This is a genomic window from Curtobacterium sp. 18060, assembly GCF_902706105.1.
Lineage (GTDB): Bacteria > Actinomycetota > Actinomycetes > Actinomycetales > Microbacteriaceae > Curtobacterium.
Genome location: NZ_CACSJV010000003.1, coordinates 43,957 through 58,695, shown reverse-complemented (window position 1 = coordinate 58,695; position 14,739 = coordinate 43,957). Strand labels below are relative to the sequence as shown.

The 14,739-nt window shown below is 72.4% G+C and carries 12 protein-coding genes; 1 reads left to right on the top strand and 11 read right to left on the bottom strand.

Annotated features, from left to right (window positions below):
* Positions 1-74: 74 nt before the first annotated feature.
* The 6 genes from GVL05_RS02770 to GVL05_RS02745 all read right to left on the bottom strand — a co-directional run bounded on the left by GVL05_RS02770 (position 75) and on the right by GVL05_RS02745 (position 6,210).
* Positions 75-635: a cysteine hydrolase family protein gene (locus GVL05_RS02770; RefSeq protein WP_159571136.1), complete on the bottom strand. Its 561-nt coding sequence runs from the start codon at positions 633-635 to the stop codon at positions 75-77.
* Positions 632-2,104 (bottom strand): cytosine permease, encoded by a 1,473-nt coding sequence (locus GVL05_RS02765; RefSeq protein WP_123339730.1) that lies wholly within the window; start codon positions 2,102-2,104, stop codon positions 632-634. The genes GVL05_RS02770 and GVL05_RS02765 overlap by 4 nt, the downstream gene beginning before the upstream one ends.
* Positions 2,105-2,128: 24 nt before the next feature.
* On the bottom strand, positions 2,129-3,463 hold the full coding sequence (locus GVL05_RS02760) for an RIP metalloprotease (RefSeq protein WP_200849140.1): 1,335 nt from the start codon (positions 3,461-3,463) through the stop codon (positions 2,129-2,131).
* A 174-nt stretch (positions 3,464-3,637) separates the two neighbouring features.
* Positions 3,638-4,720: a 1-deoxy-D-xylulose-5-phosphate reductoisomerase gene (dxr, locus tag GVL05_RS02755; protein WP_159571132.1), complete on the bottom strand. Its 1,083-nt coding sequence runs from the start codon at positions 4,718-4,720 to the stop codon at positions 3,638-3,640.
* A gap of 2 nt (positions 4,721-4,722) precedes the next feature.
* Entirely contained in the window at positions 4,723-5,694 is a 972-nt protein-coding gene (locus GVL05_RS02750) for an FKBP-type peptidyl-prolyl cis-trans isomerase (RefSeq protein WP_159571130.1), read from the bottom strand.
* 6 nt (positions 5,695-5,700) lie between these two features.
* Complete coding sequence (locus tag GVL05_RS02745; RefSeq protein ID WP_159571128.1) at positions 5,701-6,210, bottom strand: OsmC family protein; 510 nt, start codon at positions 6,208-6,210, stop codon at positions 5,701-5,703.
* 58 nt (positions 6,211-6,268) lie between these two features.
* Here GVL05_RS02745 and GVL05_RS02740 point away from each other — a divergent pair, with 58 nt between their 5' ends.
* Positions 6,269-7,261 carry an asparaginase gene (locus GVL05_RS02740; protein ID WP_159571126.1) on the top strand — a complete coding sequence of 331 codons (993 nt, stop codon included), beginning with the start codon at positions 6,269-6,271 and terminating at the stop codon, positions 7,259-7,261.
* 5 nt (positions 7,262-7,266) lie between these two features.
* Here the strand turns inward: GVL05_RS02740 and GVL05_RS02735 are convergent, their stop codons facing one another.
* From GVL05_RS02735 to GVL05_RS02715, 5 genes are all read right to left on the bottom strand, one after another.
* On the bottom strand, positions 7,267-7,944 hold the full coding sequence (locus GVL05_RS02735; protein ID WP_159571123.1) for a hypothetical protein: 678 nt from the start codon (positions 7,942-7,944) through the stop codon (positions 7,267-7,269).
* Between the two features lie 71 nt (positions 7,945-8,015).
* Positions 8,016-9,707: an FHA domain-containing protein gene (locus GVL05_RS02730; protein WP_159571120.1), complete on the bottom strand. Its 1,692-nt coding sequence runs from the start codon at positions 9,705-9,707 to the stop codon at positions 8,016-8,018.
* A 188-nt stretch (positions 9,708-9,895) separates the two neighbouring features.
* Positions 9,896-12,361, bottom strand: a complete 2,466-nt coding sequence (locus tag GVL05_RS02725) for a DUF3488 domain-containing protein (protein WP_159571117.1) — start codon at positions 12,359-12,361, stop codon at positions 9,896-9,898.
* Positions 12,358-13,770, bottom strand: coding sequence for a DUF58 domain-containing protein (locus tag GVL05_RS02720; protein ID WP_123339739.1), 1,413 nt, complete (start codon positions 13,768-13,770; stop codon positions 12,358-12,360). The genes GVL05_RS02725 and GVL05_RS02720 overlap by 4 nt, the downstream gene beginning before the upstream one ends.
* Complete coding sequence (locus GVL05_RS02715; protein WP_123294288.1) at positions 13,767-14,738, bottom strand: MoxR family ATPase; 972 nt, start codon at positions 14,736-14,738, stop codon at positions 13,767-13,769. The genes GVL05_RS02720 and GVL05_RS02715 overlap by 4 nt, the downstream gene beginning before the upstream one ends.
* Position 14,739: the final 1 nt, after the last annotated feature.

The window sequence follows — 14,739 nt, the reverse complement described above, 5'->3', positions numbered from 1 at the left end:
ACCGAGGTTCACAGCGGGCACGTGAGCACTCTACGCGCTCGCTCCGAGCGTCCCGGCCCGGTCACACCGGACGCTCAGAGCCGAGCGGCGCTGTCCACCACGGTGATGAGCGGCGCGTACAGCCGCATCGCGTCGAGCGCCCGCTCGTGGTCCGCGTCGCTCGCCCCGGCGCAGGCGTCCGCGACGACCGTCACGGTCGCTCCGGCGTCCGCCGCCGCCAGGGCGGTCGACAGCACGCAGCAGTCGGTCGACACGCCCGTGAGCACCAGGTGCGGGTGGCCGCCGACGACGGCCTGGAGGCCCGTCCCCCACTTGCCGAACGTCGGCTCGGTCACGACGGGGTCGTTGCGGTCCCCTGCCGCACTCGCGAAGGGCTCGGTCAGCGCGTACAGCGGGGCGGCGTCCGGCACGAGGGCGAAGGGCCACTCGCGGTAGTACGGCACCCAGGCGCCCTGCGGGCGCTGGGGCGCGACGAACCGGGTGAACACCGTGCGTCCGGTGAACCGGGGCAGCAGACGCTCGATGCCGACTCCGGCGTGGTCGTACCGCGGCGCCGCCCACGGGGACTCCCCCGTGAAGACCTGCTGCATGTCGATGACGACGAGCCAGGCGTCGTCGGGGACGCCCGTGCTCACCGCTGTGCTTCCTGGCGCCGGACGGAGCCCCGGGCGAACAGCAGGGTGCCGAGGAACCCGACGACGAGCGCGACCAGCACGCCGAGGTTCGCGTAGGCCCAGGCGCCGTCGCGTCCGCCGAGGCCGAACGGCCCGAGCAGGTAGCCCTGCCACGACAGCCACGCCGGTGACGCCAGCGTGACGAGGCCCCACCCGAGCGCCGTGCCGACCGCGACCAGGGCGATCGCGCCCCACCGGACGTCGCCGTAGCGGCCGCGACGGTCGTCGAGTTCGGATTCCGCGTAGGCCGTGCGCCGCAGCAGGACGTCGGCGACGAAGATGCCGGCCCAGGCGGCGATCGGGACGCCGAGGGTGATGAGGAACGCCTGGAACGGGCCGACGAAGTCCGTCGCGAAGAAGGCGATGTAGATCGCACCCGCCACCATGAACACGCCGTCCACCCCGGCGGCGACCGGCCGTGGGATCTTCACGCCGACGCTCAGCAGCGCGAGGCCCGACGAGTAGATGTCGAGCACCGCGCCGCCGACGAGCCCGAGGATCGCGACGAGGGCGAACGGGATGAGGAACCACACCGGCAGGATCGACGTGAGGGCACCGATCGGGTCGGCACCGATCGCGGCGTTCAGGTCCGGCGACGAACCGGCGAGCAGGACACCGAAGACCACGAGGACGGCCGGTGCGAGCGCCCCGCCGAAGGTCGTCCACCCGACGACTCCCCCGGTGGACGACGACCGCGGCAGGTACCGCGAGTAGTCGGCAGCGGCGTTCACCCAGCCGAGGCCGAACCCGGTCATCACCAGCACGAGCGCACCGATGAACTGCTGGCTGCTGCCCGTCGGCAGCGCCGCGATCGCGCCGAAGTCGATGGACGGCACCGCGAGCACCACGTAGACGACCGTCAGCACAGCGGTGATCACCGTGATCCAGGTCTGCAGGCGCATGATGACGTCGAAGCCCGCGACGCCGGCCCCGACCACGAGCGCGGCGACCACGACGAGGGCGACGACCTTCGTCAGCACCCCGCCGTCCCAGCCGAGCTCGGTGAAGACCGTCGAGGTCGCGAGGACCGCCAGCGCGGCGAGGGCGGTCTCCCACCCGACGGTGAGGATCCAGCTGAGGAACGAGGGCACCCGGTTGCCGCGGACCCCGAAGGCCGCACGGCTCAGCACCATCGTCGGCGCCGACCCGCGTTTGCCGGCGATCGCGACGACGCCGCACAGCAGGAACGAGAACACCACCCCGACGACCGAGACGATGGTGGCCTGCCAGAAGGAGATCCCGAACCCGACGACGAACGATCCGTAGGCGATGCCGAGGACGGAGATGTTCGCCGCGAACCACGGCCAGAACAGTCCCCGCGGGGTGCCCTTGCGGTCGGACTCGGCAATGACGTCGAGACCCTGCCGCTCGACGGTGCGGACCTCGGGCGCGGCGGTGGTGGGCCCGGAGTTCGTGGGCGCTGTGCTCATCCGCTGAGCGTAGCGCCGCAGCGACTACCCGAACAGGTTCACGGGCCGCACGATGTCGGCGTAGATCAGCAGCGCGCTCATCCCCGCCAACAGCACCACGACGACCATCGTGAGCGGCATCGTCTTCGCCAGGTCGATGGGGCCCGGGTCCGCCTTGCCGACGAGCTTGAAGGCCCGTCGCTTGATCGCCTCCCACAGGGCGCCGGCGATGTGCCCGCCGTCGAGCGGCAGCAGCGGCACCATGTTCAGCACGAACAGGCCGATGTTCAGCGAGGCCAGCAGCCCCAGGATCGTGTACGCCTTGTCGACCACCGGCACGCCGCTCATCGACGAGACCTCGCCGATCGCTCGGCCGACACCGACGACCGACACGGGGCTGTCCTGCGACCGCTCCTGCGCGCCGAACGCCGCGTTCCAGACGGCGACCAGCCGCTGCGGCAGATCGATGATCAGGTGCGCCGACGCGGAGATCTGCGCACCCGTCGCGGGCAGCACCTCGGCCGGCGACTGCCGCACGAGCGACTGCCCGATGCTGACGCCCACCACACCGACCCGCTGGGTCTTCGTCGTGCCGTCGTCGTTCGTGACGACCTTGCCCTCGGCGTCGTAGACGTCGCGGGTGGCGGTCGTCGGGGTGATCTCGAGCGTCTTCCGGGCACCGTCACGCTCGACGACGACCGTCACCTGCTCGCCGGCCGACTTCTGGAAGACCTCGGAGACGCGCGCGATGGTCGGGTCCTGCTCACCGTTCACCGAGAGCACGACGTCGCCCGACGCGATGCCGGCCTGCTTCGCCGGCGACTCCGCATCGCCCGAGGTGCACTCGGTCGTCTGGCTGGTCGGCAGGACGCAGTCGACGCTCGACGTGAACGTCGTGGTCGGCGACCCGAAGCCACACAACAGCACGCCGAACAGGACGATCCCGATCACCAGGTTCATCGCGGGGCCAGCGACCATCACGATGATGCGCTTCCACGGGGTCAGCCGGTAGAAGGCGCGGGAGTCGTCGCCGCCGGAGTCCGCGATCTGCTCCGCGCTGGCCTGACGGGCGTCCTGCACGAACGCGCCGTACATGCCGGTGTTCGTGATCGCACTCGGGCGGCCGGAGGCGCGCGGCTTGAGCATGCCGACCATCGAGATGTAGCCGCCGAGCAGGATCGGGCGGATGCCGTACTCGGTCTCACCCCGCTTGAACGACCACATGGCCTTGCCGAACCCCAGCGAGTACTGCGTCACCTTGACGTTGAACAGCTTCGCGAAGGACAGGTGCCCCAGCTCGTGGAGTCCGATCGAGACCAGCAGGCCGATGATGAAGACGACCACGCCGAGGACGAAGAGCAGGACGGATTCGACGGTCACCGGGAAAGGGTACGGGACGCTTGCCATGACGGAGCCGAGCGCCGTCTGGGAGGTGATCTGAGCTTCTCCCCACCGGCACGGCCGTCCCGCCGCTGGCGCGTCGCGCCGGAACCGGCGGTGTGGGCCCCGTCCGTCACGTGGTGACCATGCGACCGACGGGAGGCGCGGATCGCGTCAGCGGGTCAGCGCGCGGTCCGCCGCGGCGCGGGCCCAGTGCTCCGCAGCGAGCACGCCGTCGAGTGACGGCTCCCCCGCGGTGTGCTCCTCGACGACGCGCTCGACCGTGTCGACGATGTCGAGGAAGCCGATGGCGCCCGCGTGGAACGCGGCCACGGCCTGCTCGTTCGCCGCGTTGAACACGGCCGGGAAGGTCCCGCCGAGTTCACCGACACGCTTCGCGAGGGCGACGGCGCCGAACGCGTCGGCGTCGAGCGGCTCGAAGGTCCAGGTGCTCGCCGTGGTCCAGTCGAGCGGCACGCCGACCCCGGGCACGCGGTCCGGCCACGCCAGGCCGAGCGCGATCGGCAGACGCATGTCCGGCGGCGAGGCCTGCGCGATGGTGGAGCCGTCGACGAACTCGACCATCGAGTGCACGATCGACTGCGCGTGCACCGTGACCTCGATGCGGTCGTACGGCACGCCGAAGAGCAGGTGCGCCTCGATGACCTCGAGTCCCTTGTTGACGAGCGTGGCGGAGTTCGTCGTGACGACGAGGCCCATGTCCCACGTGGGGTGCGCCAGCGCCTGCGCCGGGGTGACGTCGCGGAGCTGCTCGCGGGTGCGGCCGCGGAACGGACCGCCGCTCGCCGTCAGCACGAGCCGCTGCACCTCGGTGTCGGCACCGGAGCGGAGCGCCTGCGCGATCGCCGAGTGCTCGCTGTCCACCGGGACGATCTGGCCCGGTGCAGCAGCCCGCTGCACCAGGGAGCCGCCCACGATGAGGCTCTCCTTGTTGGCGAGCGCCAGGGTGGCACCGGTCTCGAGCACCGCGAGCGTCGGCCCGAGGCCGACCGACCCCGTGATGCCGTTCAGGACGACGTCCGCCTCGACGTTGCGGACGAGCCGTTCGGAGTCCTGCGCCCCGAACGCCGTGTCGCGGACGCCGAACCGGGCAGCCTGTTCGACGACGAGGTCACGGTTGCTGCCGGCGGTCAGACCGACGACCTCGAACCGGTCCGGGTTGCGGGCGACGACGTCGAGCGCCTGCGTGCCGATCGAGCCGGTGCTGCCGAGGACGACGATGCGGCGCCGGGCCACGGTCAGCCCTTCGCGAGGATGTCGACCACGAAGACCAGGGTGGCGTTCTTCGGGATGCCCGAGCCCTCCTGCGGGTTCGCGCCGTAGGCGTCCTCCGGCGTCGCGACGATCAGCACCTGGGAGCCGACCTTCTGGCCGACGAGCCCGGTGACGAAGCCCTTGATGAGTGCGCTCTCGGAGACCGTGAAGGTCGTCGGGGCGCCCTTCGACCACGAGGAGTCGAACTCCTTGCCGGTGTCGTAGACGACGCCCTTGTACTGCACGAGGGCGGTGTCGCCGTCGGCGATGGCGGCGCCGTTGCCCTGCTTGAGGACCTCGACCGTCGTCTTCGTCGGGGCCTTCACGCCGTCGGGGATCGTGATCTCCGGCTCGCCGCTCGACTTGTCCGTGACCGTCGGCAGTGCCGGGTCCTGGTCCTTCGGGGTGCCGTTCGCCTTGGTGGGGGTCTGCGCGACGACGTCGGCGACGACCACGATCTCGCCACCGGTGTTGAAGCCGAGTGCCGACGACTGGCCCACGGCGGCCACACGGTCGCCGACCTTCGAGCACGCGAGCAGGGCTCCGAAGCCCGAGCCGCCGACGGACAGGACCTGCGGGTTGCCCTCGTCGAAGCCGACGGTGCCGAGCTTCTTGGCGTCCTTGGCCTCGTAGACCGTGTACGACACCTGGGCGTAGTCGCCCTCGTCGAGCGACGCGCCCTTGCCGGACACGAGCTTCGTGGCCTGCGGCTTCTTCGCCGAGAGGCCGGCCGTGAACTTCACCGTCGGGGCCTTCGTACCGCCGAACGAGCCGATCGCGCGGATCGCGTCGGAGGACTTGCCGGGGTCCGGGCAGGACGTGATCGCCGAGGCGGTCGCGCTGGCGGTCGGGGTCGGCGAGGCCGTGGACCCGTCCGAGCCGGAGCCGGAGCAGGCGGCGAGTCCCAGCACGACGGCGGGGACGAGGGCGATCGGGAGCAGGCGCAGACGCTTCACGGGAACCTAGTCTGCCCCACCCGTTGAAGAGTCCCCTGCCAATGTCGCAGCACGGACGACGGTCTCGGCCTCGTGGTGCACCGGGAACGACACCGACCGGGCGATGAAGCACAGCTGGTTGGCCGTGGCGTGGGCGGCTTCGGCGTCGGCGACCCGGTCCGCCTCGAGGATCGTCACGACCGGGTGCAGCGTCGCCCCGGTGAGCTCGCCCGAGCCGTCGCGGTTCAGGTTCAGCGATGCCGTGGCCGTGTCGCGGTAGTCGACGACGGTGAAGCCCTGGGTCACCGCGACGTGCAGGTAGCTGAGCATGTGGCACTGGGCCAACGCGGCGACGACGAGTTCCTCCGGGTTCCAGCGGTCGCGGTCACCGCGGAACGTGGGGTCGGCCGAGCCGGCCACGTCGGGCTTGCCGACCGCCGAGACCACGTGCTCGCGCCCGTAGTCGCGGTAGCCGGAGGTACCGGTGCCTCGGTCTCCCGTCCAGCTGACGGAGACCTCGTAGGTGTGGTCCTGCACGGGTGCTGCCCCTTCGTCGGCGTCACTGGCGGTCGTCCGCCCTGGCTAGCATGGCGGCATGACGGTGAGCCACGAAGTCCGCACTGATCGCCATCCTCTCACCGCCGACGGGTCGGTCGAACTCGCGGTCCTCGACCGGTCGGGGTTCGACGAGAGCCGGCACATCGGCGCCGGGGTCGTGGTCGACTCCGCAGGTGCCGTGGTCGACTCGGTCGGCGACGTCGCCGCCAGCATCTACCCGCGCTCGACGATGAAGCCGTTCCAGGCCCTGGCCGTCCGCCGAGCCGGTGCCCGGTTCTCCGACGAGGAACTCGTCCTGACCACCGCGAGCCACGCCGGCACCCCCGCGCACCAGGCCCTCGCGCTGCACATGCTCGAGTCGTTCGACCACGTCGAAGCCGACCTCGGGTGCCCGCCGGACATGCCCTTCGACCGAGCCACCGGAAGGACGATGGACGGCCCCCGGCGCCTGGCGATGAACTGCTCGGGCAAGCACGCCGGCATGCTCGCCGCCTGCCGCGTCAACGGGTGGGACGAGGCGACGTACCTGGACATCGAGCACCCGATGCAGCAGCGGGTCCGCTCGGTGGTCGAGGAGTACACGCACGAGACGGTCGACCTGGTCGGCACCGACGGCTGCGGCGCCCCTGTGTTCCCGCTCACACTGACCGGACTGGCACGCGGGTTCGCCGGTGTCGTCGCTCGGGCCGACGACGACTCCGCGGCACTGACCGACGCCGTCCTGGCGCACCCGTGGGCGATCGACGGGGTCGGTCGGGCCAACACCGTCACGATCGAGCGGTTGCAGGTCCTGGCGAAGCTCGGTGCCGAGGGCGTCATGGTGATGGGGCTGCCCGGTGGGGCCGCGGTCGCGGTGAAGGTGCTGGACGGGTCGCAGCGTGCAGGCACCCTCGCAGCGCTGACCCTGCTGCAGCGGAACGGGCTGGTGGGTGCCGACGGCGTGGCCGATGTCCTGGCGGCGACGGGTGAGCAGGTGCTCGGCGGTGGCGTGCCGGTCGGCGCGGTCCGCGTCGGCTCCGGCCTGCGCTGAGGCCGTCACCCGACGAGCTCCGGGAGCTCCGGTGTGAGCATGACACCGCGTCGGTCGGGTGGGCGACGCACGGTGCAGCCGTAGCGGGTGACCTCGACCGCTGTGTCCCACGACCGCGGCATCGTGCCGAGACCCGGGACGAGCACGACCGTGCCGCTCGGACGTCCGGAGCGGTCGAGGCGAGCGAGCACCGCTGTGCCGTCGGGTAGGGCCCTAGCGTCGGGTAGGGCCGCGCCGGTGGGCAGCGCCGCGGCGTCCCCAGCGACAGTTCCGAGTCTGCCGGCTGCGCGGAGGTCGTCCCACGGATCGGCGGTGGCGCGGAGCTGATCGGCGATCGCCTGGAACACCGCGGCGGCGAGTGCCCCGGTGCCGACGACCACGACGTGACCGGCCGCGTGGGTCTCCCACGGGACACCGTCCGGGCCGTGGCCGAGCAGGAGCCGTCCGGGTGCGCTCGGACAGAGGGGCTCGATCGCCGCTGCGGATTCGTCGCCGGACAGCGACTCCGGTTCGCGGGGCCCGCCAGCGCCGGACCGGTGCAGCAGGACGTCGAGCACCGCGCAGCACACGGCGGCTGCGAACACCACCGCACGCGAAGCGCCGTCGATGGGCGCGATCACCCCGGCGAGGACGAGCACGACGGAGGTCCCGACCAGGACGCACCGAGCAGCGAAGGGTGTCATGGCTCCATCGCAACAGGCCGGCGGCGCCGCCGAGGGCGCCGACGGCCGATCTGTGGAGAAGTCCGGCAGCGCTACTGCACGAGGAAGAACTGCTCGCCGATGTCCACCCGTGCACCGCGCTCCACGCGGTACCGACGCCCGGGCTCGCACCGACGGATCGAACCGTCGATGTGGCGGACGACGGTGCCGTTGCCGGAGAACCGGTCGGACACCCACAGGTCGTCTCCGTCACGGCCGAGCTCGAGGTGGGTCTTCGACACCGACTTGCCCGGGTCGTGCACGGTCAGCAGGTCGTCGTAGCGCTCCCCCGGCTGCGGACGAGGCAGACGACCGAGCAGGCCGGTGCCGTGCACCCCGAACCGCTCACCCGTGCTGAAGTGCAGCAGGAACGGCGCGCGCGTCGGGGTCTTCGAGACGATGCGGGTCTCGTCGACGTCCTCGTCGAGCTCGTCGGCGTCCGCACTGGCCGAGGGACGGTCCGACGGCGGGAGCGGGAGCTCGGGTGCCGTCGCCCCGGGGACCGGAGGCAGGGGCGCGGCGAGCGGGGCCTGCGCCGGCGGGGCCCAGGACCGTTCAGGGTCCTGGGGTTCAACGTGCGGTGCCGCGTCCCCGGGCTCGGACGGCTCGGTCACCGGCGCCGCGTGTGCGCCGCGGGGACGCCCACCCGGGCGCGAGGCCTCGCTGTCCGGCAGGGCCGACTCGTCATCGGCGGCGGTGTCGTCCGCCGCGGTCTCGTCGCTCGTGATCCGGTCGTCCGCGGGCGCATCGACCGGGATCTCGTCGTCCGGCGTGTCGGTCGACGACGACCCGCCGGCGCCGGCCGACTCCACACCGGAGTGCTCGGTCGCCCAGTCCGGACGCGCCATCGGCAGCGGCACGACCGGTCCGGTGAACGCTGCGGTCACGGCGGGACGGACTGCCCCGCACTCGCCGCAGAAGATGTCGTCGGGCTCGAGGCGGTTGCCGCAGACGTGGCAGATGGTCGTGGCGTGCATGCCCGGCGTGACGAGCGGCGCGGGCCGAGGCGGTCGGCGGTCGATCAGGGGCTCGACGACGGCGGTGTCCCCCGGCTGCGGCGGCGACACGACGGGCGCGGCGGCGGTCGGTTGGTCGAGCGCACCGTCCTGGACGGGTTCGCCGGAGCGGGTGGACGACGTGTCGTCGGCGTCGTCGGACTCGACGTGCACGGGCGAGTCGTCCGTCGCGTGCGGGGATGCCGCGGTGCCGTCGGGCGTGTCGTGGGACGTGTCGTGGGACGTCTCGTCAGCGGCGGCCGGTGCACTCGGGACCGGCGGGACGACAGGAGCGGACTCGGCTCCGGACGCGGGCGGTGCGGCCTCGGTGGTGGCACCGCGGCCGACCCACCAGGACGGTCCGGCCGGCGCCGCGGTCGGGGCCGGAGCGACCGGCGGCGCCCACACGGGTGCCGGCGCCTCGTCAGTACCAGGCGGGGTCGCGGGACGGTCCTCGACAGGAGCCAGCCGGGTCCGCTCGGGGTCGTCGGCGAGGACGTCTGCGGGCTCGGAGCGGTAGGCGTCCGGGTCCAGTGGCGGTTCGTCCGGAGCAGGGACGGCGTCGGGCTGCGCGGCCGCGTTCGACCAGTTGCCGAGGCCGGAGCCCGCACCGTGCACGTGCGACGGCGCCTCGCGCGGGGCGAGGTCGTCGGGGCGTTGGACCGGCACCGCGGCCGGCGGTTCGCTGCTGCGGCGGTCGGCACCGGTCAGCCAGGCGCGGGTGGCTGGGTCGAGGGTGGACTCGGGCAACCATGCGTCAGCCGCAGGGTCGGAGCGACGTCCGTGGGAGTCGGGCTGCTGCAGGGGCGGTGGCGGCGCCTGCTCGACGGGGGTCGGAGCGACCGGCCGGCGGCTCGCTCCGGCGGTCACCGCGCGTCCGCACTCACCGCAGAAGATCGCCCCCTCCGGGAGCATCGATCCACAGTGTTCGCATCTGATCACGGTCTGCCTCTGTCCTCACTCGGCCGTCCACGACGCTCGTCAGGCCTCCGGCCATCGTAGTCACCGCGTCTCGCCGAGCCCTGACCGGTGGTCGCGCGCGGCCGTTCGGGTCCGCGCAGGGACCGGAGCGACACGGCGGTGCGGAACCGCTCACGACGCGTCCGACCGGCGCGCAGGGTCCCCACCGCGTCGTCCGTCGCCGACCACATCCGGTCGGCAGCGGCCTGGTCGACGTCGCTCGGTCCGAACACCGCCCGGTCGGCGAGGGCGGCCAGTCCGGTCCCGCCCTCACCCGGAGCACCGGCGACGGTCTCGCGTCGCGTGGCCGATCCGGCCACGTCGTGTCCACGGTCGAGGAGCGCATCGCGGTACTCGTCCCAGGCCCCCACGATGCGACCGCGCGGCGTCGGAGCACGACGCCGCCGTCGGCGGCGGACCCGCTTCAACAGGACGATCACCCCGAACGGCAGGAGCACGAGGGCGATCAGCCCCAGTGCACCGAGCACCCACGGCAGCGCTGCGAGCAGGATCTGCAACCACAGCGGCTGCACAGGCGGCGTGTTCCGATCGCTCTGCGGCGGCGCCTGCTGGTCCTGGTCCTGCTGGTCGACGGGAGGCGGCGGCACGACGGTTTCGGGACGGGTCACCGGCTGCGGCGTCTGCTGCTGCTCGTTCGGGATCTCGCGGACACTCGGGTTCGGGTTGAGCATCACCCACCCCCACTGCGCGGTGTCGACCTCGATGCGCGCGGTGACGTCCGAGCCGCGGAACGTCGTGGTGCCCCCGCTCACCGACGCCCCGCCGGACCCCGAGTCGCCGCCCGCAGTGAAGCCCATGACCACCCGTGCCGGGAACCCGAGCTCGTCGGCCATCAGCGCAGCGGCCGCGGCGTACTGCTCCTGGTCGCCGATCATCAGCGGCGACGTCAGGAGCTCCTGGATGCGGTCGGCGCCGTGCCCCGAACGGCTCATCCGGTCGTCGCCCACGCCGTGGCTGACGTACCCGTTGCGCTTGAGCGCCTGGATCACCGCGACGAGCTTCGCACCAGACGTCGCATCGGCATCGGTCGTCGCCTCGACCGTCTCGCGGACGGCGTCCGGCACCTCGCGCGCCGTGGGGACCGCGGCGCTGCCCGGGCGGGCCGCCGCGAGCTGCTCGTCCGTCGGCTGGTCGGGGACCACGGCGGTCAGGTCGTAGGAAGTGCCTTCGCGGACACCGCCGACCACGGCGCCCGTCTGCGTCGAGCCGTTGTAGAAGAAGGACCCGCGCTCGTCGTCGGCGTCGGTCCCGGTGAAGTCGACGCGCTCCAGGTCCCCCACCGTCGGCAGCCAGACCCCGTTGTAGCCGTCGACGGTCACCCCGACGCGCACCGTGGTGCCGTCCACGCCACGGACGTCGACCGACGTCGGCACCCGCTCGAACGTCCCCGACGACGAGGAGCCGTCCGACCCGCCGACGCGGTAGACCACGCCGTCGTAGGTGTCGAGCGTCGCGATGCGCACGAACCCGTTCTCCGGCAGTCCGGTGACCCGGAGCTGTGCGGTGTCCGCCGCGCTCTGTTCCTCGTACGCGCGGAAGCCGCTCAGCGGGCTGACGTAGTCGCGGGGGTCGAACGGCTTCACGACGTCCGTCCGGGCCACGGTGCGCTCGTTCGCCGGCGGTGCGACCAGCCCGAGCCCCGTCGCGACGACGGCCGCCGCCACGATCGTCCCCGTGCCGACGAGCGCCGGGCGGACGACCGACCGGGCGATCGGTACCGACGACCCGATCGTGGTCGCCACGGCGACCGCGCGACGGGCGTGCCGCACCGTCAGCGCCCACACGAGCGCGACCGCGACCGCGACGAGCACGACGGCCGTCACGATCGACGTGTCCAGCCGGCTCGGCCCGACGACCACCCCGATCGCGAACAGCACCAGCGCCGGGATGCTCGCGAGTTCTTGCCTGGAGGCCCGGGTCGCCACGCTCACGGCCGTCACCGTGGCGACGAGGAGCGTCACGAAGTACGGCACGAGGAGCGCCTCGTACGAGCCGACCGGCAGGCTGATGGTCACCAGCTGCTTCCACCCCAGCGCGACGCCGGCGAACAGCGCGAGCAGGCCAGGGCCCGTCGGCAGGACCCCGTTGGCCTGACCAGGCACGGCGGCGGGTACACCGGCGAGCGTGAACGCCGCCACCGTCGCGATCGCCACCACGACCAGCGGCAGCCGCAGGACCGCGCCGACGAGGGCGACGAGGGTGCCGAAGACGATCGCGGTCACCGCAGCGACGATCATCGAGTCATCACGGTAGACCGGCCACCACGACACACTCGCGACCGCGAGCAGGAGCCACACGACGAGGGTCCCGCCGGCCAGACGGAACGGCACGAGCCGCCGGGCATCGCGGCGATCGGAACGCCGGGTCGACCGACGGGCACGCTCCGCGGGCGGCGTCGGCGCGGCCACCGGAGGGGCGCTCACGCGGCGGCCGATCGGTGCAGGGCGTGCCGGAGGTCGTCCAGGTAGCCGATGGTCATCACGGTCAGGCCCGCGACCCGCAGGAACCGTGGCTGTGCTTCGGGCTCGCAGATCACCGCGACGACCTCGACCCCGACGGGGAAGCGGGTCGCCGCGAGCCGGAGCGCCGGCAGCCCGATCGTCGAACCGACGACCAGGAACGCCACCGAGATGCCTTCGGTGTCGCTGCCGACGATCCGGGAGACCTCGGCGATGGGCAGGCAGGCATCGGCGAGTCCGACCGAGGCGAAGTCGTCGAGCAGTCGCGTCGGGGTGACCGTCGGCAGGGTCCGCACCGCGTAGACGGCACGCTTCGCGAACTCCGGGGTGCGTTCCGACACCACGACCGAGACCTCTCGGCCGTCGCGGATCGCACGAGCACCGAGCGAGGCCGCAGCGCTCACCGCGAGCTCGAACTCCTCGTCGTCCCCGAACTCCGACCTGGCGATGCCCAGCGCCACGACCAGGTGCGAGCGGCGCGTGTCCTCGAACTGGCGCACCATCAGCGCGCCCGACTTCGCCGTCGATTTCCAGTGGATGGTGCGGGGATCGTCACCCGGCATGTACTCGCGGATGGCGTGGAACGCGATGTCCGCCGGCGACAGATCGGTGGTCGCCTGCCCCTCGAGGTCACGCACCAGGCCGGTGCTCGTCGACGGGATCGCGATCGTGCGCGGGTGCACGATGACCTGTTCGCGTGCGGTCCAGACGACCTCGCGACGGACGAGACCGACGGGGTCGGCGCGGACACCGGTGACCGGCCCCACATCGAGCACGCCGCGGCGCACGGTCGGCACGGGTACCAGTTGCTCGAACGTGCCGTGCGCGCCGATCGCCGGGATCGCGACGTCGACGAGACCCGGGCCGACCGGCACCTCGACCGTCGTCGGCACCGAGGGCAGACGCGTCGGGTTCTCCGCCGTGACCACCACACCGGCCTCGTCGCCGACCGCCACACGGTGCTGCGGCAGGCGCATCCGGATCACCAGCCGCGTGCGACCAATGAGCGCGATCGCGGCGACGACGACGAGCACCGCTCCCGCGAACCCGACGACGACGATCTCCCGCAGGCCGAACCGGTAGCCGGCCACGAACGCGACGAGCGTGAGGGCCGCGACCGTCCACCCGAGCCCGGTGACGACGGACGAGACCTCGCCCCAGGAACGCTTGACGAGCCTCCAGGCCGTTGCCCAGACCCGGACGATCCCGACGACCGCATCCGCTGCGACGCCTTCGCGGTCACCGACGATCCGTGAGCGGACGTTGGTCAGGCCGGCGACCGTCCCCGTGCGCTCGTACGCCGTCGACCCGCGACGCGACCGCGTCGAGGACGGACGGCGTGAGCGCGTGGAGACGGGCCGGCGGTCCGTCACGTCGTGACTCGGTCGGCCGGCGGCGGCGTCTCCACCAGCAGCTGTGCGATGACGCTCGGCGCGCTGACACCGTCGAACTCCGCCTCGGCGTCGAGCACCAGGCGGTGCGCGAGCACCGGGACGGCGAGGGCCTTGACGTCGTCCGGCGTGACGTAGTGGCGGCCGCTCAGCGCGGCGAGCACGCGTGCCGAACGGATGAGGCCCATCGCGCCGCGGACGCTGACGCCCAGGCGGACCTCACTGGCCGAACGCGTCGCGTCGACCAACCGTGCGACGTAGTCGGCGATGACGGCGTCGACGTGCACCGTGCGGGCCAGCGCGGCCATCTCGGTGATCGTCGCCGCAGGCACGACGCTCGCGAGCGGAACCGATGCCGACGGAGCCGACGAGGTCTCGAGGATCTTCACGGTGGCGGCGTGGTCGGGGTAGCCGATCGAGGTCTTCATGAGGAACCGGTCGAGCTGCGCCTCGGGCAGACGGTACGTGCCGGCCTGCTCGATGGGGTTCTGCGTCGCGATGACCATGAAGGGGGCCGCCAGGCGGTGGTTCACGCCGTCGACCGTGATCGCCGACTCCTCCATCGCCTCCAGCAGGGCAGACTGCGTCTTCGGGCTCGCACGGTTGATCTCGTCGGCGAGGACGATGTTCGCGAAGACCGGGCCGCGGTGGAAGTCGAACTCCTGCGTGCGCTGGTCGTAGACGCTGATGCCGGTGATGTCGCCGGGCAGCAGGTCGGGGGTGAACTGGATGCGGTTCGTCGTCCCCTGCACGCTCTGCGCCATCGCCCGCGCCAGGCTCGTCTTGCCCGTGCCGGGGACGTCCTCGAGGAGCAGGTGGCCCTCGCTGAGCATCGCCGTCACCGCGAGGCGGATCACGAACGTCTTCCCGAGGAGCACCTGCTCGACGTTGGTCACGATGCGGCCTGCGACGTCGGCGAACCAGGTGGCCTGCTCCGGGGTCATGCTCATG